19 protein-coding genes and 3 tRNA genes are annotated in these 21,602 nt (G+C 71.5%); 8 read left to right on the top strand and 14 right to left on the bottom strand.

What is annotated here, in order from left to right; genetic code table 11:
- Window positions 1-147: 147 nt before the first annotated feature.
- Window positions 148-1,314, top strand: coding sequence for a Leu/Phe/Val dehydrogenase (locus tag AC3AGO_RS18390; RefSeq protein ID WP_487821305.1), 1,167 nt, complete (start codon window positions 148-150; stop codon window positions 1,312-1,314).
- A gap of 262 nt (window positions 1,315-1,576) precedes the next feature.
- Window positions 1,577-1,831, top strand: coding sequence for a DUF3073 domain-containing protein (locus AC3AGO_RS18385; RefSeq protein ID WP_487821304.1), 255 nt, complete (start codon window positions 1,577-1,579; stop codon window positions 1,829-1,831).
- 96 nt (window positions 1,832-1,927) lie between these two features.
- Here the strand turns inward: AC3AGO_RS18385 and purM are convergent, their stop codons facing one another.
- The 3 genes from purM to AC3AGO_RS18370 form a co-directional block, all read right to left on the bottom strand.
- Window positions 1,928-3,001 carry a phosphoribosylformylglycinamidine cyclo-ligase gene (purM, locus tag AC3AGO_RS18380; protein WP_487821303.1) on the bottom strand — a complete coding sequence of 358 codons (1,074 nt, stop codon included), beginning with the start codon at window positions 2,999-3,001 and terminating at the stop codon, window positions 1,928-1,930.
- 60 nt (window positions 3,002-3,061) lie between these two features.
- Window positions 3,062-4,624 (bottom strand): amidophosphoribosyltransferase, encoded by a 1,563-nt coding sequence (gene purF / locus AC3AGO_RS18375; protein WP_487821302.1) that lies wholly within the window; start codon window positions 4,622-4,624, stop codon window positions 3,062-3,064.
- Between the two features lie 161 nt (window positions 4,625-4,785).
- Window positions 4,786-5,619, bottom strand: coding sequence for a sterol carrier family protein (locus AC3AGO_RS18370; protein ID WP_487821301.1), 834 nt, complete (start codon window positions 5,617-5,619; stop codon window positions 4,786-4,788).
- 64 nt (window positions 5,620-5,683) lie between these two features.
- On the opposite strand from AC3AGO_RS18370, the gene AC3AGO_RS18365 reads away from it, so the two are divergent.
- The gene (locus AC3AGO_RS18365; protein ID WP_487821300.1) at window positions 5,684-6,193 is read left to right on the top strand and encodes a PH domain-containing protein; all 510 of its coding nucleotides are present in this window, start codon (window positions 5,684-5,686) and stop codon (window positions 6,191-6,193) included.
- Window positions 6,194-6,271: 78 nt separating this feature from the next.
- Here AC3AGO_RS18365 and purL read toward each other — a convergent pair whose 3' ends face one another.
- From purL to purS, 3 genes are read right to left on the bottom strand one after another with little or no spacing between them, the layout of a single operon-like run.
- Window positions 6,272-8,521, bottom strand: coding sequence for a phosphoribosylformylglycinamidine synthase subunit PurL (purL, locus tag AC3AGO_RS18360; protein ID WP_487821299.1), 2,250 nt, complete (start codon window positions 8,519-8,521; stop codon window positions 6,272-6,274).
- The gene (gene purQ / locus AC3AGO_RS18355; RefSeq protein ID WP_487821298.1) at window positions 8,518-9,195 is read right to left on the bottom strand and encodes a phosphoribosylformylglycinamidine synthase subunit PurQ; all 678 of its coding nucleotides are present in this window, start codon (window positions 9,193-9,195) and stop codon (window positions 8,518-8,520) included. Before purQ ends, purL begins: the two co-directional genes overlap by 4 nt.
- Window positions 9,192-9,464, bottom strand: coding sequence for a phosphoribosylformylglycinamidine synthase subunit PurS (gene purS, locus AC3AGO_RS18350; RefSeq protein ID WP_487821297.1), 273 nt, complete (start codon window positions 9,462-9,464; stop codon window positions 9,192-9,194). The genes purQ and purS overlap by 4 nt, the downstream gene beginning before the upstream one ends.
- 384 nt (window positions 9,465-9,848) lie before the next feature.
- Here purS and AC3AGO_RS18345 point away from each other — a divergent pair, with 384 nt between their 5' ends.
- The 4 genes from AC3AGO_RS18345 to AC3AGO_RS18330 all read left to right on the top strand — a co-directional run bounded on the left by AC3AGO_RS18345 (window position 9,849) and on the right by AC3AGO_RS18330 (window position 10,796).
- The gene (locus AC3AGO_RS18345) at window positions 9,849-10,166 is read left to right on the top strand and encodes a histone-like nucleoid-structuring protein Lsr2 (RefSeq protein ID WP_487821296.1); all 318 of its coding nucleotides are present in this window, start codon (window positions 9,849-9,851) and stop codon (window positions 10,164-10,166) included.
- 136 nt (window positions 10,167-10,302) lie between these two features.
- Window positions 10,303-10,374, top strand: a tRNA-Gly gene (locus AC3AGO_RS18340).
- Window positions 10,375-10,449: 75 nt separating this feature from the next.
- Window positions 10,450-10,522 (top strand) — tRNA-Gly (locus AC3AGO_RS18335).
- 198 nt (window positions 10,523-10,720) lie between these two features.
- Window positions 10,721-10,796: transfer RNA gene (locus AC3AGO_RS18330), tRNA-Gly, on the top strand.
- Between the two features lie 107 nt (window positions 10,797-10,903).
- On the opposite strand, the gene AC3AGO_RS18325 is transcribed toward AC3AGO_RS18330, so the two are convergent.
- From AC3AGO_RS18325 to purD, 4 genes are all read right to left on the bottom strand, one after another.
- Window positions 10,904-11,818 (bottom strand): phosphoribosylaminoimidazolesuccinocarboxamide synthase, encoded by a 915-nt coding sequence (locus AC3AGO_RS18325; protein WP_487821295.1) that lies wholly within the window; start codon window positions 11,816-11,818, stop codon window positions 10,904-10,906.
- A 113-nt stretch (window positions 11,819-11,931) separates the two neighbouring features.
- On the bottom strand, window positions 11,932-13,440 hold the full coding sequence (locus AC3AGO_RS18320; RefSeq protein WP_487821294.1) for a N,N-dimethylformamidase beta subunit family domain-containing protein: 1,509 nt from the start codon (window positions 13,438-13,440) through the stop codon (window positions 11,932-11,934).
- Between the two features lie 148 nt (window positions 13,441-13,588).
- On the bottom strand, window positions 13,589-15,316 hold the full coding sequence (locus AC3AGO_RS18315) for a hypothetical protein (RefSeq protein ID WP_487821293.1): 1,728 nt from the start codon (window positions 15,314-15,316) through the stop codon (window positions 13,589-13,591).
- A gap of 286 nt (window positions 15,317-15,602) precedes the next feature.
- Window positions 15,603-16,892, bottom strand: coding sequence for a phosphoribosylamine--glycine ligase (purD, locus tag AC3AGO_RS18310; RefSeq protein ID WP_487821292.1), 1,290 nt, complete (start codon window positions 16,890-16,892; stop codon window positions 15,603-15,605).
- A 269-nt stretch (window positions 16,893-17,161) separates the two neighbouring features.
- Between purD and AC3AGO_RS18305 the strand changes: the two genes are divergently transcribed.
- A complete protein-coding gene (locus tag AC3AGO_RS18305) occupies window positions 17,162-17,932 on the top strand; it encodes an SLATT domain-containing protein (RefSeq protein ID WP_487821291.1) in 771 nt (256 codons plus the stop codon).
- 124 nt (window positions 17,933-18,056) lie between these two features.
- Here the strand turns inward: AC3AGO_RS18305 and AC3AGO_RS18300 are convergent, their stop codons facing one another.
- The 4 genes from AC3AGO_RS18300 to AC3AGO_RS18285 form a co-directional block, all read right to left on the bottom strand.
- Window positions 18,057-18,710 carry a hypothetical protein gene (locus tag AC3AGO_RS18300; RefSeq protein WP_487821290.1) on the bottom strand — a complete coding sequence of 218 codons (654 nt, stop codon included), beginning with the start codon at window positions 18,708-18,710 and terminating at the stop codon, window positions 18,057-18,059.
- An 87-nt stretch (window positions 18,711-18,797) separates the two neighbouring features.
- On the bottom strand, window positions 18,798-19,484 hold the full coding sequence (locus tag AC3AGO_RS18295; protein ID WP_487821289.1) for a GntR family transcriptional regulator: 687 nt from the start codon (window positions 19,482-19,484) through the stop codon (window positions 18,798-18,800).
- A gap of 28 nt (window positions 19,485-19,512) precedes the next feature.
- The gene (locus tag AC3AGO_RS18290) at window positions 19,513-20,892 is read right to left on the bottom strand and encodes an aminotransferase class III-fold pyridoxal phosphate-dependent enzyme (protein WP_487821288.1); all 1,380 of its coding nucleotides are present in this window, start codon (window positions 20,890-20,892) and stop codon (window positions 19,513-19,515) included.
- A 90-nt stretch (window positions 20,893-20,982) separates the two neighbouring features.
- Complete coding sequence (locus AC3AGO_RS18285; protein WP_487821287.1) at window positions 20,983-21,600, bottom strand: hypothetical protein; 618 nt, start codon at window positions 21,598-21,600, stop codon at window positions 20,983-20,985.
- Between the last annotated feature and the right edge of the window lie 2 nt (window positions 21,601-21,602).

The raw sequence follows: 21,602 nt of genomic DNA, 5'->3' as shown, positions 1-21,602 counted from the left end.
GGACAGTTGACTACCCCGATCGTGGCACCGCAACGATGCGGCGACTTCCAGGCCCTACGCTGCTGTCCGAGCGGCCCCTCGACACCCCTTGACGGGCCGCCGGCGACCACCCGTCACAGCGGCACCTCACACACAGGAGTCACCACCGTGACCGACGTACGTCATTCGCCCTCGCGTTCCGCGCGGGGACTCTCCCCGGTCAGCTCCGACGGCTCGGGCGACGCGGGAGTTCTGCGGACCCTGTTCCACTCCGATCAGGGCGGACACGAGCAGGTCGTGCTGTGCCAGGACCGGGAGAGCGGGCTGCGGGCCGTCATCGCCCTGCACTCCACCGCGCTGGGCCCGGCCCTCGGAGGCACCCGCTTCCACCCGTACACGGACGCGGCCGGCCACGGCCGCACCCCGGACGAGGCGGCGGTCCAGGACGCGCTGAACCTCGCCCGCGGGATGTCCTACAAGAACGCGCTCGCCGGGCTGGACCACGGCGGCGGCAAGGCCGTGATCATCGGCGATCCCGATCAGATCAAGACCGAACAGCTGCTGCTCGCCTACGGCCGCGCCGTCGCCTCTCTCGGCGGCCGCTACGTCACCGCCTGCGACGTCGGCACATACGTCCAGGACATGGACGTCATCGCCCGGGAGTGCCGCTGGACCACCGGCCGCTCCCCGGCGAACGGCGGCGCCGGCGACTCCTCCGTGCTCACCGCGTACGGCGTCTTCCAGGGCATGCGCGCCGGCGCCCACCGGCTGTGGGGCGACCCCACCCTGCGCGGCCGCACCGTCGGCGTCGCCGGCGTCGGCAAGGTCGGCCACCACCTGGTCGGGCACCTGCTGGAGGACGGCGCGCACGTCGTGGTCACCGACGTACGCGACGCGTCCGTCGACCGAATCCGCGCGGCCCACCCGCAGGTCACCGCCGTCCCGGACACGGAGACCCTGATCCGCTTCCCCGGCCTGGACTTCTACGCGCCCTGCGCGCTCGGCGGGGCGCTGGACGACGACACCGTCCCCGCGCTCACCGCCAAGGCCGTCTGCGGCGCAGCGAACAACCAGCTCGCCCACCCCGGCGTGGAGAAGGACCTCGCCGACCGCGGCATCCTCTACGCCCCCGACTACGTGGTGAACGCGGGCGGCGTCATCCAGGTCGCCGACGAGCTCCACGGCTTCGATTTCCAGCGTGCAAAAGCAAAGGCAGCAAAGATCTACGACACCACTCTGGAGATCTTCGAGCGGGCCGCGGCGGACGGTGTGCCGCCGGCGGCGGCGGCCGACCGGCTCGCCGAACAGCGGATGGCCGCCGGAAAGAACCGCTGACGGGAGGCGGCGAGACCCTTCTCACGACCCCTCGGCGGGTCGCCGCCGAGGGGCAAGGTAAAATCTCATCTGACCAGCAAAGAGATGGTCACCGGGTGCATCGGGGTGCTCCCGTGTCGTGCGGGCGACGTACCGTACGGCCGCGGAAGCAGGTACCGTTGAAGCCCTACGGACCGGTCTCTCTGTCGAGAGTCCGTTCTGCATCATGAACGCGTGTCAAGACTCTGGGGCCGTCGAGCCCCGTCGTTGAGGGGGTCGAGCCATGGGGCGCGGCCGGGCCAAGGCCAAGCAGACGAAGGTCGCCCGCCAGCTGAAGTACAACAGCGGTGGGACGGACCTATCGCGCCTGGCCGAGGAGCTGGGCGCATCGACATCGAACCAGTCGCCGAACGGCGACCCGTTCGAAGACGATGAGCTGGACGACGACCCGTACGCACAGTACGCGGAGCAGTACAACGACGAGGACGAGGAAGAGGGCGACTCCTCCGACTCCCCGTCACAGCGACGTCGCGCTTGACGTCCACTCACCACAGCCCGGTCCGGCATCCGCCGGACCGGGTTCTGTGCTGTCCAGGTCCCTGCCGCAGGGCAGGGAACCCGGACGGTGCGCGGCTCAGCGCGCATAGTCACCTGTGAGCGTGACCGGCTCGGTGTGGCCGTCACGCTCCCCGACCTCGCCCGCCACCCAGGCGTCCACGCCGCGGTCGGCGAGAGTGGCGAGGGCCACATCTGCGGACTCCTGCGGGACGACGGCGATCATGCCGACGCCCATGTTCAGAGTCTTCTCCAGCTCGGGCCGCTCGACCTGGCCCACGGAACCGACCAGGTCGAAGACCGGGCCCGGCGTCCAGGTCGAACGGTCGACCGTGGCGTGCAGCCCGTCGGGCACGACACGGGCCAGGTTGGCCGCCAGACCGCCTCCCGTGATGTGCGAGAACGCGTGGACCTCGGTGGTGCGGGTGAGGGCCAGACAGTCCAGCGAGTAGATCTTGGTGGGCTCCAGCAGCTCCTCGCCGAGGGTGCGGCCGAACTCCTCGACCCGCTCGTCCAGCCGGCGGCCGCCGCGGTCGAAGAGGACGTGGCGCACCAGCGAATACCCGTTGGAGTGAAGGCCGGAGGCGGCCATGGCGATCACGGCGTCGCCCGTTCGGATGCGATCCGCGCCCAGCACCCGGTCGGCCTCGACCACGCCGGTGCCGGCGCCCGCGACGTCGTACTCGTCCGGGCCGAGCAGTCCGGGGTGCTCGGCGGTCTCGCCGCCGACGAGGGCGCAGCCGGCGAGCACACAGCCCTCGGCGATGCCCTTCACGATCTGTGAGACGCGCTCCGGGACGACCTTGCCGACGCAGATGTAGTCGGTCATGAAGAGCGGCTCGGCACCGCACACGACGAGGTCGTCGACGACCATCGCGACCAGGTCGTGGCCGATGGTGTCGTGGATGTCCATCTGCTGGGCGACGGCGACCTTGGTGCCGACGCCGTCCGTGGCGGAGGCCAGCAGCGGGCGCTCGTACCGCTTCAGCGCGCTCGCGTCGAAGAGACCGGCGAAGCCGCCCAGCGAACCGACCGACTCGGGCCGCTGGGCCTTGCGCACCCACTCCTTCATCAGGTCGACGGCGCGGTCGCCGGCCTCGATGTCGACACCGGCCGCTGCGTAACTGGCGCGCTCGGCGGAGGGATCAGGCATGACAGGGGACCCTTCGGGATCGGGAGGGGGAACGCGGGTGCCGGGAGGACCGGTCCGGGACTACGGACGCTTCAGCGCGTCGGAGCCGCCCAGACCGGCCGTCAGCGTCTCGACGCCGTCGGCGTCGGTGTGCGACGGGGACTCGGTCTCCGCTTCCAGGAGGTGCTTGCCCAGCAGCTCCGGGTCCGGCAGCTCCATCGGGTACTCCCCGTCGAAGCAGGCGCGGCACAGGTTGGGCTTGGCGATGGTGGTCGCCTCGGTCATCCCCTCGAGGGAGATGTACGAGAGGGAGTCGGCGCCCAGCGACTTGCCGATCTCCTCGACCGTGAGGCCGTTGGCGATCAGCTCGGCGCGGGTGGCGAAGTCGATGCCGAAGAAGCAGGGCCACTTGATGGGCGGCGAGGAGATGCGCACGTGCACCTCGGCCGCACCGGCCTCGCGGAGCATCCGGACCAGGGCCCGCTGGGTGTTGCCGCGCACGATCGAGTCGTCGACGACGACGAGCCGCTTGCCGCGGATGACTTCCTTGAGCGGGTTCAGCTTCAGCCGGATCCCGAGCTGCCGGATGGTCTGGCTGGGCTGGATGAAGGTCCGGCCGACGTAACTGTTCTTGACCAGTCCGCTGCCGTACGGGATACCGCTCGCCTCGGCGTATCCGACGGCCGCCGGAGTGCCGGACTCCGGAGTCGCTATGACCAGATCCGCGTCGGCGGGGGACTCCTGCGCGAGCCTGCGGCCCATCTCCACACGCGAGAGATAGACGTTCCGGCCGGCGATGTCGGTGTCCGGGCGGGCCAGGTACACGTACTCGAAGACACAGCCCTTGGGCTTTGCTTCGGCGAACCGGCTGGACCGGAGGCCGTTCTCGTCGATGGCGATGAACTCGCCCGGCTCGATCTCGCGGATGAACGAGGCACCGCAGATGTCGAGCGCCGAGGTCTCGCTGGCGACGACCCAGCCGCGCTCCAGGCGGCCCAGCACGAGCGGCCGGATCCCCTGGGCGTCGCGGCCCGCGTAGAGCGTGTGCTCGTCCATGAAGACGAACGAGAAGGCGCCCTTGACCTGGGGCAGCACGCGGGGCGCGGCCTCTTCCACGGTCAGCGGGGTGCCGTCCTCGTCGGTCTGCCCCGCGAGCAGGGCCGTGACGAGGTCGGTGTCGTTGGTGGCGGCGACCTGGGTGGCCCGTCCGTTGCCGGCGGTGGCCTGCTTGGCGACCAGCTCGGCGAGTTCGGCGGTGTTGACCAGGTTGCCGTTGTGGCCCAGGGCGATGGAGCCGTGGGCGGTTGCCCGGAAGGTGGGCTGGGCGTTCTCCCATACGGACGCGCCGGTGGTCGAGTACCGGGCGTGGCCCACCGCGATGTGACCGCGGAGCGAGCCGAGGGAGGTTTCGTCGAAGACCTGGGAGACCAGCCCCATGTCCTTGAAGACCAGAATCTGGGAGCCGTTGCTCACTGCGATGCCCGCGGACTCCTGACCGCGGTGCTGCAGTGCGTACAGCCCGAAATACGTGAGCTTGGCGACCTCTTCCCCCGGGGCCCAGACTCCGAAGACGCCGCAGGCGTCCTGGGGACCCTTCTCACCGGGGAGGAGGTCGTGGTTGAGTCGTCCGTCACCACGTGGCACGTCCCCGAGTCTAGGACAGGTGGCGCGCTGCTCCGAATCCGGTACGAAGGATGGGACGCCCCGCCTCCTGCGGGTGACGGGGACGCCACGGGCGGTGATCGGAGGCGGGGTTCCGCGGACCCCGGAGGGCGGGCCGGAGAGCGCGCGCGATCCGGGCCGGATCAGCCCAGGACGGGCAGCAGCGCTTCCAGGTCGGAGCGTTCGCCGTTCGCCGAGAGGGTGCCGGCTTCCCGTGCCGCGGCCCAGGTCGTACGGCCCGTGGCGAGCCGGAGCCAGGTGAGCGGATCGGTCTCGACGACACCCGGCGGGGTGCCACGCGTGTGTCGGGGACCCTCGACGCACTGGGTGACCGCGAACGGCGGGATGCGCACCTCGACGGCGCCGCCGGGCGCCTTGGCGGCGAGCGCGTCCGTGAGCAGTCTCACGGCGGTGGCGAGGGCCTGCCGGTCGAGGTGCACCCGGACGCCGGTGGCGCGGGTCAGGTCGTCGCTGTGGACGGTGAGTTCGACGAGCCGGGTGACGGTGAAGTCGAGCATCCGCATGGCGCCGAATCCGTGCGGGATGAGCAGGTCCGGACGTACGGCCGACTCCAGGACCGGGTCGAGCTGGGCGATCGCCTCGTCGATGCGGGCCGCGCCGTCGGAACACCTGTCGGATTCCATACGGGTCTCCTCGTCCATGGGGCATCCCCGGCCGGAGGCTGGGGAATGGTCCGCGACGCTCGCCGTGCTCAGGGCCCAGGCGGACAGGCCGAGTTCGGGGCCGGCGGCAGGGGAGCCCGGGACGGCGAGGTACCGCGGCACCAGATCGATCTGCAGGGCGATGTGCACGAGCAATCGGTGGACGTCCCAGCCGGGCAGCCCGGAGGGCAGCGCGCGCTGCTCGGGCGTGAGCGCGTGCGCGGCTTCCGCTACCGCTTCGACCTGCGCGATGAGCGCCTGACGGACCCGGGCCGGGTCGTACGTGCGGGGTTTGGTGCGTTTGGCAGGCGGCATGAACGTGAGGTTAGCGCTCCGCCGGTACGGCAGGGGTGGAGGTTGGTGTGCCACGATGTCCCATATGTCCTCTGCTGAGCGGTATCTCGCCGAAGATGAGCAGCTGCTGCATGTGACGCGTCAGCACTGGAGCCAGCTCGTCGAGGAGTTCGCGGTCCTGGCAGGAATCTGGGTGGTGGCCGGACTGCTCGTGGCGGTGCTGCCCGCCGGGTCGAGCTGGGGCGGGGTCGCCTTCTGGCTGCTGGTCGGCCTGGCGCTGCTCGCGTCGCTGCGGTTCTGGCTGTACCCGGTGCTGAAGTGGCGCTACAAGTTCTACATCCTCACCACGAAGCGGATCTACAAGCACTCCGGCTTCCTGACCAAGAGCAGCCGCAGCATCCCGCTGCTCAGGGTCAACGACGTGAGTTTCCGCGCGACCGTGTGGCAGCGGGTCATGCACTACGGCACGCTCTCCATCCAGTCGGCGTCCGAGCAGGGCATGCTGACGCTCCGTCACGTACCGGAGCCCGAGTGGTTCAAGGGCGAGATCTACCGCGCGGCGGACGAGGAGCAGAAGCAGCAGCCGCTGCTGTGACGCCGACGCGGGCGCGTACGTACGGAAGGGTCCCCGGGGCGCCGTGCCCCGGGGACCCTTCCGTACGTACTGCGGGTGTCAGCCGAAGAGGGCCGGGATGGTCGCCTCGTACGCCTCGCGGAGCTCGCTCAGCGGGAGGCTGAACTGGCCCTGCACCTCGATCTCTTCGCCGTCCACGACGCCGATGCGGGCGGCCGGCAGGCCGCGGGCCGCGCACATCTCGGTGAACCGCACCTCTTCGCTGCGCGGGATCGCGACGACGGCGCGGCCCTGCGACTCGGAGAAGAGGAAGACGAACGGGTCGACGCCCTCCGGCACGATGATCCGCGCGCCGTTGCCGCCCTTCATGCAGGACTCGGCGACGGCCTGGATCAGACCGCCGTCGCTGAGGTCGTGCGCCGCGTCGGCCATGCCGTCCCGGGAGGCGGAGATCAGGATCTCCGCGAGCAGCCGCTCGCGCTCCAGGTCGACGGCCGGCGGCAGGCCGCCCAGGTGGCCGTGGGCCGACAACGACCAGGCGGAGCCGCCCAGTTCCTCCCTGGTGTCGCCCAGGAGATAGAGCAGCTGCCCCTCCTCGGCGAAGGCCATGGGGGTACGGCGGGTCACGTCGTCGATGACGCCGAGCACGCCGACCACCGGAGTGGGGTGGATGGCGGCCTCGCCGGTCTGGTTGTACAGCGACACGTTGCCGCCGGTGACCGGGGTGCCCAGCGTCAGGCAGGCGTCCGCCAGACCACGCGTGGCCTCGGCGAACTGCCACATGGCGGCCGGGTCCTCGGGCGAACCGAAGTTCAGGCAGTCCGTGACGGCGAGCGGCTTGGCGCCGGTCGCGGCCACGTTCCGGTACGACTCGGCGAGGGCCAGCTGCGCGCCCGTGTACGGGTCGAGCTTGGCGTACCGGCCGTTGCCGTCGGTGGAGACGGCGACCCCGAGACCGCTCTCCTCACTGATGCGGATCATGCCGCTGTCCTCGGGGGTGGCCAGCACCGTGTCGCCCAGGACGTAACGGTCGTACTGATCCGTGATCCAGGACTTCGCCGCCTGGTTCGGCGAGGACACCATCTTCAGCACGTCGGCGCGGAGTTCGTCGCCGGTGGCCGGACGGGGCAGCTTCGCGGCGTCGTCGGCCTGGAGGGAGTCCAGCCAGTCGGGACGCGCGTACGGACGCTGATAGACCGGGCCCTCGTGCGCGACGGTACGCGGGTCGACGTCGACGATCTTCTCGCCGTGCCAGAAGATCTCCAGCCGGTCGCCCTCGGTGACCTCACCGATGACGGTGGCGATGACGTCCCACTTCTCGCACACGGCGAGGAAGTCGTCGACCTTGCCCGGCTCCACGACGGCGCACATCCGCTCCTGCGACTCGCTCATGAGGATCTCCTCGGGCGAGAGCGTGGAGTCGCGCAGCGGTACGTCGTCCAGCGAGACGCGCATCCCGCCGGAGCCGTTGGACGCGAGCTCGCTCGTGGCGCAGGACAGGCCCGCCGCGCCGAGGTCCTGGATGCCCACGACGAGGTCCTGGGCGAACGCCTCCAGGGTCGACTCGATGAGGAGCTTCTCCTGGAAGGGGTCGCCGACCTGAACGGCCGGGCGCTTGCTCGGCTTTGTGGCGTCGAAGGTCTCCGAGGCGAGGATGGAGGCGCCGCCGATGCCGTCGCCGCCGGTACGGGCGCCGTACAGCACGACCTTGTTGCCCACACCCGCGGCCTTGGCGAGGTGGATGTCCTCGTGCTTCATCACGCCCACACAGAGGGCGTTGACGAGCGGGTTGCCCTGGTAGCAGTCGTCGAAGACGACCTCGCCACCGATGTTGGGCAGGCCCAGGCAGTTGCCGTAGCCGCCGATGCCGGCGACGACGCCGGGCAGCACCCGGCGGGTGTCGGGGTGGTCGGCGGCGCCGAAGCGCAGCGGGTCCATCACGGCGACCGGGCGGGCGCCCATCGCGATGATGTCGCGCACGATGCCGCCGATGCCGGTGGCGGCGCCCTGGTACGGCTCCACGTACGAGGGGTGGTTGTGCGACTCGACCTTGAAGGTGACCGCGTACCCCTCGCCGACGTCGACGACGCCGGCCTGCTCGCCGATGCCGACCAGCATCGCGTCCGACTCCGGGGCCTTGTCGCCGAACTGCTTGAGGTGCACCTTGCTGGACTTGTAGGAGCAGTGCTCCGACCACATCACCGAGTACATGGCCAGCTCGGCGCCGGTCGGACGGCGGCCGAGGATCTCGCGGACCTGCTCGTACTCGTCCTTCTTCAGGCCGAGTTCGGCCCACGGCTGGTCGGTGCCGGGAGTCTCCGCCGCGTGCGTGACAGTGTCCAGAGTCATGCGTTGACCAGCCTCTTGAGTACCGAGGTGAAGAATCCGAGCCCGTCGGTCGTCGGGCCTGTCAGCTCCTCGACGGCGTGCTCGGGGTGGGGCATGAGACCGACCACGTTCCCGGCCTCGTTGGTGATGCCGGCGATGTCGCGGCGCGAACCGTTCGGATTCCCGCCCACGTAGCGGAAGACCACCCGGCCCTCGGCCTCCAGCGCGTCCAGCGTGCGCTCATCGGCGACATAGCCGCCCTCGCCGTTCTTCAGCGGAACGGTGATCTCCTGGCCGTCCGCGTAATCGGCAGTCCATGCGGTGTCCGCGTTCGTCACCCGCAGCCGCTGATCGCGGCAGATGAAGTGGAGGTGATCGTTACGGGTCAGCGCGCCCGGCAGCAGATGTGATTCACACAGCACCTGGAAGCCGTTGCAGATGCCGAGCACCGGCATTCCGTTCTTCGCCTGTTCCACCAGCGTTTCCATCACGGGCGAGAAGCGGGCGATGGCACCGCACCGCAGATAGTCGCCATAGGAAAAACCACCCGGCAGAACGACCGCGTCGACCTGGTGCAGATCCTTGTCCCGGTGCCAGAGCGCGACCGGCTCGGCACCGGCCAGGCGCACGGCGCGCTGGGCGTCGCGGTCATCGAGCGAACCGGGGAAGGTGACGACGCCGATCCGGGCGGTCACGCGGCGGCCCCTTCGGCTCCCGCGGGCTCCTCGACGCGGACGGTGAAGTCCTCGATGACGGTGTTGGCCAGGAAGTTCTCTGCGAGGTCACGGACGCGGGCGAGCGCCGCGTCGTCCACGGGGCCGTCCACCTCCAGCTCGAAACGCTTTCCCTGGCGGACATCGGCGATGCCTTCGTACCCGAGACGGGGCAGTGCGCGCTGCACCGCCTGCCCCTGCGGGTCGAGGATCTCCGGCTTCAGCATGACGTCGACTACGACGCGGGCCACTGGTACTCCCGGTGATGTGGTGATGGGCGCTGCGTTCGACAGCCTACCGGCCCACAGAATCTACGCGCGTTGATATCGTGGACGGTCTGCGGGAGACTTCATCTCGGGACTCCGGGCCACTGGGAAAACCAGCGCGAAAAAAGTATGGTCCCGATTGCGGGATGACACGCGAGCCGGAATATCCGCGTTTCGCAATGCGATGTCCGCGGCTGTACAAATACAAAGGCATTGATCCCGATCCACCGGATCGCCGGCATCTCCGCACGGGCGCGACCGTCAATACAGGTTGCCGCACGTCGACGCGCGTGAACACGGAACGACGACGCGTCGGCGGGGAGATGACCCGTGATCTCCTTCGTGATCCAGACGGAAGGACCGATATCCGTGGCGCAGCGCGTAGTGGTGACACTCTCCGACGACATCGAGGGCGGGGAAGCGGCGGAGACGGTCTCCTTCGGGCTCGACGGCACGTCGTACGAGATCGACCTGAGCGACGGCAACGCGAAGAAATTGCGCGAGGAACTCGCACCGTATGTGCAGGCCGGCCGGAAGCGGGCGAAGTCGGGCAAGGCGTACCGGCACACCGCCGTCGCGCCGGATCCGCGGGCCGTACGCGCCTGGGCGGAGTCGAACGGCTTCGAGGTGCCCGCCCGCGGGCGCATCCCGAAGAAGGTCTACGACGCCTTCAACGCCTCGCGCTGACCGGGCATTTGGGCTCCGCGACGTGCGTCGCGGAGCCCGGCGCGGCCCGACTTGCCACGCACCCCGGGTAGTCGGCTAGAGTCGTGCTCACGCCGCGAGGGAACGGGCCGGAAACGGCACGGACCTCACGGAACATGCGGGTGTAGCTCAGTAGTAGAGCGCCCTCTTTCCAAGAGGGAGGCGCAGTGTGCGATCCCTGTCACCCGCTCTCACTGAACCGACCATCGGCCACGATGGGGTACAGTATGGGTCGCGCCGCCCGGTGAAAGCCGGGTGGATGCAGGCGGACGTAGCTCAGCTGGTAGAGCGCAACCTTGCCAAGGTTGAGGTCGCGAGTTCGAACCTCGTCGTCCGCTCGGCAGAGAAGAGCCCCGGTCTTCGGACCGGGGCTCTTCTGCGTTGCCAACTCCCCCTGCCCGGGCGGCAGTAGAGCGCGGGAGCGCAGCGGCGTACGGCCGGTGCGGGCCCGTCGTGAGCGGCGTCACGCCACCGTGGACACGACCGCTCCGGGCATTGGATATAGTGGATCCCGCAGCGCACGGAAGTGCGGGCAGGCGGACGTAGCTCAGCTGGTAGAGCGCAACCTTGCCAAGGTTGAGGTCGCGAGTTCGAACCTCGTCGTCCGCTCCATACGGAGAAGGGCCCCGGTCATCGACCGGGGCCCTTTTCGTTACAGCTGCGCAGCGTTGTGCGGCTGCGCGTCGTTGTGCGGCTGCCTCACGGGGAGGCGGCGTGGGTCAGTCCCACGCGACGCCGGTGAGGAGGCGGTACGCCTCCGCGTACTTGGCGCGGGTGGCCTCGACGATCTCCGCGGGGAGCGGCGGCGGGGGCTGCTCGCTGTTGCGGTCCCAGCCGGAGTCCGGGCCGGTCAGCCAGTCGCGGATGAACTGCTTGTCGAAGGACGGCTGCGGGCGGCCCGGCCGCCACTGGTCCGCGGGCCAGAAGCGGGACGAGTCCGGGGTCAGCACCTCATCGCCCAGCACCAGTTGGTCCTCCAGCTCGCCGCTCTCGCCGAAGCCGAACTCGAACTTGGTGTCCGCGAGGATGATGCCCCGCTCGCGGGCGATCTCCTGCCCGCGCTGGTAGATGGCGATGGTGGCCTGGCGGAGCAGGGCCGCGGTGTCGGGGCCGACCTGGCGGGCGACCTCCTCGTAGCTGACGTTCTCGTCGTGGTCGCCGACCGCGGCCTTGGTGGCCGGGGTGAAGAGCGTGCCGGGCAGCTCGGAGCCGTCCGTCAGGCCGTCGGGGAGGGCGAGGCCGCAGACCGTACGGGACTGCTCGTACTCCTTCAGGCCGGAGCCGGTGAGATAGCCGCGGGCCACGCACTCGACGGGCACCATGCGCAGCGAGCGGCACACCATCGTGCGCCCCTCCCAGTCGGCGGGGGCGCCGTCCGGGACCTCGGTGCTGATCACATGGTTGGGCACGATGTCGGCGAGCCGGTCGAACCACCACAGCGACAGCTGCGTGAGGATCCTGCCCTTGTCCGGGATCTCGGTCGGCAGCACCCAGTCGTACGCGGACGTGCGGTCGCTGGCGACCATGACGAGGTCACCGGCCGCGTTCCGGTACAGATCGCGCACCTTGCCCGTGTGCAGGTGCACCAGGCCGGGCACCTGCACGGGTTCGGGCTTCTCCACGAATCCGGACACAGCTCCTCCGAGGGGTTACGGTCCAAGACCGGACGGGTGGTCGGGGGTCCGATTGTTCCGTACGCGTCGGGCCCCGCCGCACGCGCCCTGCTGCACCGGCACCTGCCGACGGGTCAGACGCGGCTGCAAATGCGGTCGAGGAGATTGGCCGTCGCGCGCTGGATGCGCGGATCGACATGGCCCGGCCGGTCCAGCGCCGGGGACCACGCGAAAGTGCCGGAGGAGAAGACGTACGCACCGGACGGGGCGCGGTAGAGCGAGCTCTCCTGATGCCGGCGGGCACCGCGCTCGTCGCGGTACGGAGAGTGGGCCAGCAGCACCCGGTCGGTGTGCTCGGGCAGACAGGTCCGCGGGAAATAGCGGTCGGCCTCACCGGCGAGCAGCTCCGGCAGCTCGTCGCCCTCGCCCGCTCCGGTGGCCTCCCACAGCCAGTGCCCGGCGTTCCGCACCACCAGCGGATGCGGCTCGGGCACCCGACCCGCGTACTGCACGCCGATCAACTGCTGCTCCGGCTCGCCCTGTTCGCGCCAGAGCGCGGAGCGGCCCGGGCCGCGGAACTTGCGGCAGGACAGCAGCCGGTCGGGGGCGCCGCCGGGCAGCGCGTCCAACTCGACCTGCCAGTACATGGAGTTGGCGGAGAGGAAGACCAGCGAGGTGCCGTTGTCCCTGGCCTTCTCCGCGGCCCGGCGCATGGGCACCGACCAGTACTCGTCGTGCCCGGGGAAGACCAGGCCGCGGTACTGGGTGGTGTCCACCCGCCCCGCGTGCAGATCGCGGGCGTCGGCGAACGCCATGTCGTAGCCGTACCGTTCGGCCCAGCGGATGACGTCGTACGCGTGGCCGACGTGCAGGGGGAGGCCGGCGCCCGCATACGGACGGTCGAAGGAGACCGTGCCGGCGGCGTCCGGCTCGCCGAGCAGCCCGCCGTCGTCGTCCCAGGCGTGATAGAGACTCGCCCCCGTGCGCCCGTCCTCCGGGAAGAGGTTGTACGCCTGCCAGGTGACGTCGGGCATCAGCAGCAGCAGATCGGCCGGCTCGGTCTCCCGGACGGTGAACGGCACGTGGGAGCGGTGGTTTCCGTCCGCGGTGGTGAGGACCGCGACATAGGCGCCCGTCGACCAGTACTCCGGGATCTGCAGCCGCCAGGAGAGCCACCAGTGGTGGCAGGAGACGGTGCGGTCGGCGGTGAGCGGCGGCAGCTGCACGATGCCGGAGAGCCGCGGGCTGGTGGTGAACTTGGCGGCGCCCTCACCGCCGTAGTGCCCGATGCGGTAGACGTCGACGCTGAACGGCTGCGGCGGATCGACGGTGACCCGGAAGTCGACGGACTCGCCGGGCAGCACCGCGCCGGCGTGTGCGGCGAAGCCCTTGATCTGGCAGTCCACGTCATTGGCCATCCGGGGGCCGGAGGAGGCGGAGCGGCGGATGCGCTGGGCGGGGATCAGCCGGTCCAGATCGGCGTCGTCCACATACCAGGGGACGACCTGGCCGTTCTCGAAGTAGTGCTCGCTGCCGCGCAGCCACGGCAAGGGGCCCTGCCCGAACGGGTCGGTGACGGCGTGTGCGAGGGCGCCCGGCTGCCAGCGCCCGATCGTCCCGGTCACCTTCGTCGCCTTGGTCACAGCCGCTTCCCTCCCTCGTCCCCCGGCTTCTCCTACGGGTGCGTGGTCCGCGCCGACACACCAGGACATCACATGGGGCGAGTAAACCGTCACCGTTCGTTGTGAATTGGCCTGCGCCGGGCCCGCGGGACGCGGGGCTCCGAAAGGCTCAGACGAGGCGTACGGGCTTGTCGGGACGCACTCCGACCTGCGAGAGCCAGTCCCGCAGGGGCTGAGCGTCGCCGTCCTCGACCAGATCGAGCACGGGGCGCGTCAGGTCTGCCTTGCGCGCCCCGTCGAGAAGGAGCGCCGGGCCGTCGAGCCAGTCGAGCCCGGGGGCTGCGCCCGCCGTGTCGACGGCGGCGCAGCAGACGGCGGCCGTGATGTGATCGGCCATCAACTCCCGCCCGGTGCGGGGCGGTTGGAGAGGCAGCCCCATGGGAGCCGCGGCATTGTCCGCTGCGCCCGGTATGTACGGACCGATGGCCGGGGCGCCGGGGGCCGAGGGCACCGGGCCGCCGGCGTCCTCACGGGCCGCGGCCCTGCTGATCCGGGCCGCCAGGGTGTCGGCGTGCTGCCCGCCGCCGTCGGCGAGCCGGTCCATGATCCGGGCCAGGGTCGGCCCGCACAGGCCGTCGTCGGTGTCGCAGGGGGCGGCGGACTCTCCCGGGCCGCCTCCCGGGCCGATGGCCGCGCCGCCGTGCTGGTGGCGCTCCTCCGTCGCGTCGAGGGCCGCGAACAGCCGGGAGGCCTCCATCCGCCAGATGCGGTCGACGACTTCCTCGGGATACTCGTCCCAGCCGACCGGCGACCAGTCGGGCCCGAAGTCGTCGGTGCCGAGGCACACCCGGGCGGCGAGCAGCGACACCGCGCCGTCGACGGTGCCGGGCTCCTCGAGCAGGTCGCAGGCGGGGCGCTCGCCGAGCCGGGAGGTGAAGCCCTCGGCCAGCCGGTCGCGGCGGGACAGCTCGGTCAGCGCGGAGACCACTCCGGCGTCCAGCCGGGAGGGCCAGCGGCCGATGCGCCAGGCGGGCAGCGCGACCCGGGTGAGCAGCCGGTCCCAGCCGGCGTAGGCCAGACCGACCTGCTCCTGGGCGACGACGCGCAGGCCGTGGTCGACACCGTGGGCGCGGGCCGAGGCGGCGGCCGCGACGCCCCGCTCCATCTCCGCCGCGTGCGGGCCCGCGGCGCGCAGCATCCGCCGGGTGATCCACCCGACGGGGCCGAGCAGCGGGCGCAGCGGCGGCGCAGCGCGGTCGGCGACGGCGACGGCCGCGTCCAGCCCGCGGATGAAGCGGCGGGCCGCGGCTATGTCCGGGTGGGCCGAGGGGCCGGTGCCGGCCACCACCGGGGCGAGCAGCGCCCGGAGTTCGGCGATGCGCATCCACCACAGGAAGGGCGAGCCGATCACCAGCACGGGGGCCGTACGCGACGGGGAGCCCGCCTCTCCGCCGGGGCGCTGCGACATCCGCCGGGCCCTGCCGCCGGCGCGCTGCGCGGGGTGGGCGCGGTCCTCCAGCCAGCTGTCGCAGTCCGGGGTGAGGGCGATCGCGGAGGGGGCGGGCACATCGAGCCGGTCGGCCAGGTCCCGCACGAGGTTGTAGAGATCGGGGGCCTCGCGCTCCTCGACCCCGACGGTGGGCGAGACCGCGGGCCTGGCCCGCATGACGACCGCGGCCACGCACAGCGCGGGCACCAGCACGAGCACGGCCAGCGCCGTCACCGTCCAGCGCAGTCCGTCCCAGCCCGGGCCCATCCGTCCGGTGCCGGCAGCGGCGGCGAGGACCACCGCGACCGCCGCGGGCAGCAGCGCCGCCCCCAGCGCCGTGCCGCGGATGCGCAGCACGGCCAGCGCGTGTGCACGCGCCGAACCGGCGTCTGCCTCCTGGCCAACCACGAGCTCCCTCACCCCCAAACGGCGTTCCCGGATGTCCGGGCTTTCCGGCCCGGAATCACGGGTCTTCCGGCTCTCCCCACTCTGGCACCGGGCACTGACAGCGCAATGCGTCCAGGGCCAGTCGACGGACGCTTCGTGCTGCTCACAGCACTTGCGCGGAACCCTAGTTGGGGGTGCGGCGCACGTCAGCCGTACCGGGAGTTGGTCACCCGATGGAATGGCTTTGGGGAGAGGTGTTGCGTACGAGGGGGGTGAGCGAGGTGCCCTTTATGAGGGCCTTCTCGGATTACGCGGGGCTGTCGTCCCGCGCCCCGGCCTGCTGCTCCGCGGCGCGGGCCGCGATGTCGCCGCGGTGGTGCGCCCCGTCCAGCCGGATCCGGCCGACGGCCCGGTACGCGCGCTCGCGGGCCGCCGCGAGGTCCGCACCGGTCGCGGTGACCGACAGGACGCGCCCGCCGGCGCTGACGACGCGCCCTCCGTCGTCCCGCGTGGTGCCGGCGTGCAGCACGTACGCGTCCGGGGCGTCCTGCTCCGCGACCTCGTCGAGGCCCTCGACGAGGTCGCCCTTGCGGGGCGTGTCCGGGTAGTTGTGCGCGGCGACGACGACCGTGACGGCCGCGCCGTCGCTCCAGCGCAGCGGCGGGAAGGCGGCCAGGTGCCCGGTCGCGGACGCGTGCAGCAGCCCGGACAGCGGGGTCTTGAGCCGGGCCAGCACGGCCTGCGTCTCCGGGTCGCCGAAGCGGGCGTTGAACTCGATGACCCGTACGCCGCGGGAGGTGAGCGCGAGGCCCGCGTACAGCAGCCCGGAGAACGGGGTGCCGCGGCGGCGCAGTTCGTCGACGGTGGGACGGAGCACGGTCTGCTCGATCTCGTCGACCAGCTTCGGGTCGGCCCACGGCAGCGGCGTGTAGGCGCCCATGCCGCCGGTGTTGGGGCCCTCGTCGGCGTCGTAGGCGCGCTTGAAGTCCTGGGCGGGCTGCAGCGGGACGACCGTCTCGCCGTCCGTCACCGCGAACAGCGACACCTCGGGGCCGTCGAGGAACTCCTCGATCACGACGCGGCCGCAGGCCACCGCGTGCTCGCGGGCCTCGGCCGGGTCGTCGGTGACGACGACGCCCTTGCCGGCGGCGAGGCCGTCGTCCTTCACCACGTACGGCGGGCCGAAGGCGTCCAGCGCCGCGTCGGCCTCGGCCGGGGTGGTGCACACGTAGCTGCGCGCGGTGGGCACGCCCGCCGAAGCCATCACGTCCTTGGCGAACGCCTTCGAGCCCTCCAGCCGCGCGGCCTCGGCGGACGGGCCGAACACGGCCACGCCGCGGGCGCGGACCGCGTCGGAGACGCCGGCCACCAGCGGGGCCTCGGGGCCGATGACGACGAGATCGGCGCTCACCTCGAGGGAGAGCGCGAGCTCCGCGACGGCGTCGCCGTCGACAGCGTCGACGGCGTGCAGCGTCGCGACCTCGGAGATTCCGGCATTGCCGGGCGCGCAGTGCAGCGCGGTGACCTCGGGGTCGAGCGAAAGAGAGCGGCACAGGGCGTGTTCGCGGGCGCCGCCGCCGATGACCAGGATCCTCACGCCTTCACCCTACCGACGCCCGGGCAGTGCCCTGTCACCGCGGCCGGACCGGTCCGGTATGCGGACGGCCGGCTGCCGGTCGCAGAGGCGTTCCGGACGGACCGCCTCTTTCGAGTGAGAAGGAGGTTCGCCCTATACCTGACGGGAGACCACTTACGGGCGGAATTCCCGGTAAAACGGCGCTGGGAGCCCACTTTCGGCGGTATGAAGTGTTCTTCGAGTGGTGGTCTTCGAGTGGTCGGAGTGCGGCCTGTTGTAGGGAGTGGCGGGTGAGTCAGCCGGAGATGCAGCCCGAGGGCGCCTCACGGAAAGGCAGTACCGGCAGTGGGGATCTGCTGGGCCGGGCGTTCCCGCTCGGGGACTGGGGAGAGCCCGCCGAGCGGCTCGACGAGCTGTACCAGTGGGCCGAGCAGGGGGCGCTGCAGATCGTCGACTGGTACCTCACCGGCCGTACGGGCAAGCGCAGAGCCGCGCGCGCTCTGCGGACCGGCACCGCCGTGTGCACGGGGGTGGCGGCCGCACTGCCGCTGCTGGAGCTCGCGGGCGGCGGCCCCGGAGGACACGGGCCCGCCGGGGGGCTGCTGCCGTGGGGGTATGTGGCGCTGCTCGGCGCGGCCGTGTGCATGGGCTGCGACCGGTACTTCGGGGTGACCGCGGGCTGGATGCGGGACGTGGCCACCGCGCAGGCGGTGCAGCGGAGACTGGAGACGCTGCAGTACGACTGGGCGACCGAGAGCATCCGGGAGGTGCTCGGGCCGACCGAGGGCACGGCGAGCGAGGCCGCGGAGCGGTGTCTCGGGGTGCTGCGGCGGTTCGCCGAGGACGTGTCGGAGATCGTACGGACCGAAACGGCGGACTGGATGGCGGAGTTCGGGTCCGGGGCCGCGCCGTTGCGGTTGCAGCAGGCGCCGCGGCGGCCGCGTGGCGGTGGGGCGGAGGGGCATTCGGCGGGGGTCAATGGGACGCCGCACTTCACCATGCCGCCGGGGGCGCGGCCCAGTATGCCGCGGCAGCGGCCTCCTGAGGGGCCGGCCCGGTAGCGGCTGCGCCTTTGGGTTCTCGGGAAAGAACCCGGCACCTGCGTGGGGTTACGCGGGTGCCGGGGCTGCGGTCCGTTGTGCCCACCCGTTCCGCCCCTTGGGCGGACCAGCTGCCCACAACTCGTCAGCTGAAGACGATCATGGAGCCTTGGGCGAGGCTTCGGGTGGCTGCGGTGTGCAGGCCGAGCCAGACGTGCCGTTCCCTGCCGAAGGGGCCCTCCCCGTAGCCGGCGGGGACGGTGGCGGGTTCGTCCAGGTCCGTCGGCCGGTCCGGAGGCTCGGGCGCGGACGGCGGGTTGGCCGGTTCGATGCCCAACGCCGGTGCCACCGCTTCGAGTTCGCGGAGCAGTCCGTGGCTGGAGCCGAGCGGGCCGCCGCCCTCCATGAGTTCGTCCGTCGCGAGCGGCGCCGCGAAGTCGAGGGGGACGTAGGCGCCGGCGTGGTCGTAGTGCCACACGAGGTGCGACTGCTGGGCGGTGCTCTCGAACATCTCCAGCAACTGCTGGTAGTCCCCGCCCAGTTCGTCGACGGGGGTGACCTCCAGGCCGCACAGCTGGAGCAGATGGGCGCGGCGCAGGAAGTGCAGCGCCTCGTAGTCGAATCCGGCGGCCGGGGCGACGTCGCCCACCAGGCCCGGCATGTACGGGTGGACGGGGACCGGCGGCAGGCCCGCTTCGCTCAGGGCCTTGTCGTACGCAGCGATCTCCTCGGCGAAGGGGTTGTCGGGGCTGTGGCACAGCACGTCGACGAGGGGAACCAGCCAGAGATCACATGCCAAGAGGGAGCTCCCTCCTCGGGTAACGGTCGGACGGGCCAGCGTAGTGGCGCGTTCACGGTACGCATACAGGGCCGCGCGCACTGCCGGTCACGGCTGGGAGTCTGCCCGTTCGCCGGGGTCTTCCACCAGGTTGAGGGCATGCCGGTTGTAGCCCTCGATGAGCCGCCGGGCCGCGTCGGCGTCGCGTTCCTCGACGGCGTCGGCCAGTTCGCGGTGTCCGCTCCACAGCCGTCCCGCGAGCCGTTCCCGGGTGCGCAGCCACGGCACCGTGTAGACCCAGCACTGCACGCGCAGCCGGTCGAGGAAGTCGCAGACGTACGGGTTGCCGAGCAGGCCGCTCAACTCCCGCCAGTAGCGCAGGTCGTAGCCGATCAGCACGTCCACGTCGCCGGACAGCGCCGCACGGCGTGCGGCGTCGGCGCGGCGGCGTACGGAGGCGGGCGCGCCGGGTGCCGCGGGCCGGCCCGGGTCCGGCAGCCTGCCGTCCTCCGTGCGGTGGAACAGGCCGTCGTAGACGAGCTGCCGTGCCTGGACCATCGCGCGGTAGTCGTCGATCGTGAACTCGTGGACGCGGAAGCCCTTGTGCTGCTCGACGTCCAGCAGCCCCTGCGCGGACAGGTCCACCAGTGCCTCGCGTACGGGCGTGGCGGACACCCCGAACTGCTCGGCGATCTCCTTGACCGTGAAGTGCCTGCCGGTCGGCAGCCGGCCGGCCAGGATCTCGTCGCGCAGCGCGGAGGCGATCTGCGCGCGCAGGGTGCTGCGTTGGATCATCGTCGGCGCGTTCCGTCGGTCCGGGTGCTCAGTTGCCGGCGACGGTGTGGGCGTCGGCCGCGTTCAGCGCCTCGTCGAGCACCGACAGGCCTTCCTTGAGCTCGGCCTCGCTGATGGTGCACGGCGGTACGACGTGGGTGCGGTTCATGTTGACGAACGGCCACACGCCGCCGCGCTTGCAGGCCGCGGCGAAGTCCGCCATCGGCTTGTTGGCCTCGCCGCTCGCGTTGTACGGCACCAGCGGCTCGCGGGTGCTCTTGTCGCGGACGAGGTCCAGCGCCCAGAACACGCCCATGCCGCGCACCTCGCCGACGGAGGGGTGCCGTTCGGCGAGCTCGCGCAGCGCCGGGCCGATCACCGTCTCGCCGAGGTGGGCCGCGTGCTCGACGATGCCCTCCTCCTCCATCACGTTCAGCGTGGTGACGGCGGAGCCGCAGGCCAGCGGGTGCCCGGAGTAGGTGAGACCGCCGGGGTACGGGCGCTGCTCGAAGGTCTCCGCGATGGCGCCGGAGATGGCGACGCCGCCCAGCGGTACGTAGCCGGAGTTGACGCCCTTGGCGAAGGTCAGCAGGTCCGGGACGACCCCGAAGTGGTCGGCGGCGAACCACTTTCCGGTCCGGCCGAAGCCCGCCATGACCTCGTCGAGGATGAAGACGACGCCGTACTTGTCGCAGATCTCGCGGACGCCCTGGAGGTAGCCGGGCGGCGGCACGAGGATGCCGGCGGTGCCGACGACGGTCTCCAGGATGACGGCGGCGACCGACTGCGGGCCCTCGGAGGCGATGGTCTGCTCGAGGTGCGCCAGCGCGCGCTCGGTCTCCTGCTCCTCGGACTCGGAGTAGAACGGCGAGCGGTACGCGTGCGGGCCGAAGAAGTGCACGGTGCCGGCCGTGCCGTTGTCGGAGGGCCAACGGCGGGCGTCGCCGGTGATGTTGATGGCGGTGCCGGTGGCGCCGTGGTACGAGCGGTAGGTGCTCAGGATCTTGTTCCGGCCGGTGTGCACGCGGGCCATCCGCACGGCGTGCTCGACGGCCTCGGCGCCGCCGTTGGTGAAGAAGATCTTGTCGAGGTCGCCCGGGGTGCGCTGCGCGATCAGACGGGCGGCCTCGGCGCGTACGTCGACGGCGAAGCCCGGCGCCATGGTGCACATGCGCCCGGCCTGCTCCTGGATGCCCGCAACGACCTTCGGGTGCTGGTGGCCGATGTTGGTGTTGACCAGCTGGGAGGCGAAGTCGAGGTAGCGGTTGCCGTCGTAGTCCCAGAAGTACGAGCCCTCACCGCCCGCGATGGGCAGCGGGTCGATGAGGCCCTGCGCCGACCAGGAGTGGAAGACGTGGGCGCGGTCCTTCGCCTTGACGGCCTTGCCGGCCTCGGGGTCGGCGGGGATACCGGCTGGGTGCGTGGTCACTGTCGATACCTCAGTTCACTCGCTTCTCGTCCGCACCGGTGCCTGGGCGGACCACGCAAGCCTAATGCCGGGAGCGGAAGGGGCACCGGGTCAGTCGTCGTCCTCGTCGTCGGCGACGGCCGAGACCCGCGGTTTCCCGTCGGCGCAGCGTACGAGGGCGTTCACGTCGTGTGCGTCGTCGTCGCCCGGCTCCAGCTCCACCTCGGCGGCGCGGGCCGGGCCGTGGTCGACGTCGTCGACGCTGTAGCCCTCGGCGGGGATGACGCTCAGCACCCGCACCCGGCCGTCGGCGTCGCAGCGTGCGGAGCCGGTGGCGGAGGAGCCGGGGAAGCGGACCGTGACAGCGGGGGACGCGCTCTTCCCGGCGGGCTTCCCCGTGGGCTTCTCCGCGGGGGCGGAGGGGGAAGTGCCCCCGGACGACGGGGTTTCGGAGGGCTTGTCCTGGTTCTGGCCGGTGCCGTTCTGCCCGTTCTCCTGGGCCGCGCGCTGCTGTTCCTGCTGGAGCTCCCGGTGCACGCCCGCGTCGCCGAGCGGCTCGGGCCGCTCGTACCGGCCGCCCGGCTCCGCGTGCGCGAACGACCACGCGCCGAGGACGCCGGCCGCCACGACCGAACACACCCACGCCGTCGCCGCCAGTGCCGTACGACGCCGCCGCCGCGACGTCTCCTCCGGACCACTCGGCGCCCGGTCCTCCGCTCCCTCTGCCATGC

The organism is Streptomyces sp. BL1 (assembly GCF_057628045.1).
The sequence above is the reverse complement of the archived record's forward strand: the minus strand, read 5'-3'. Positions and strand labels throughout refer to the sequence as shown.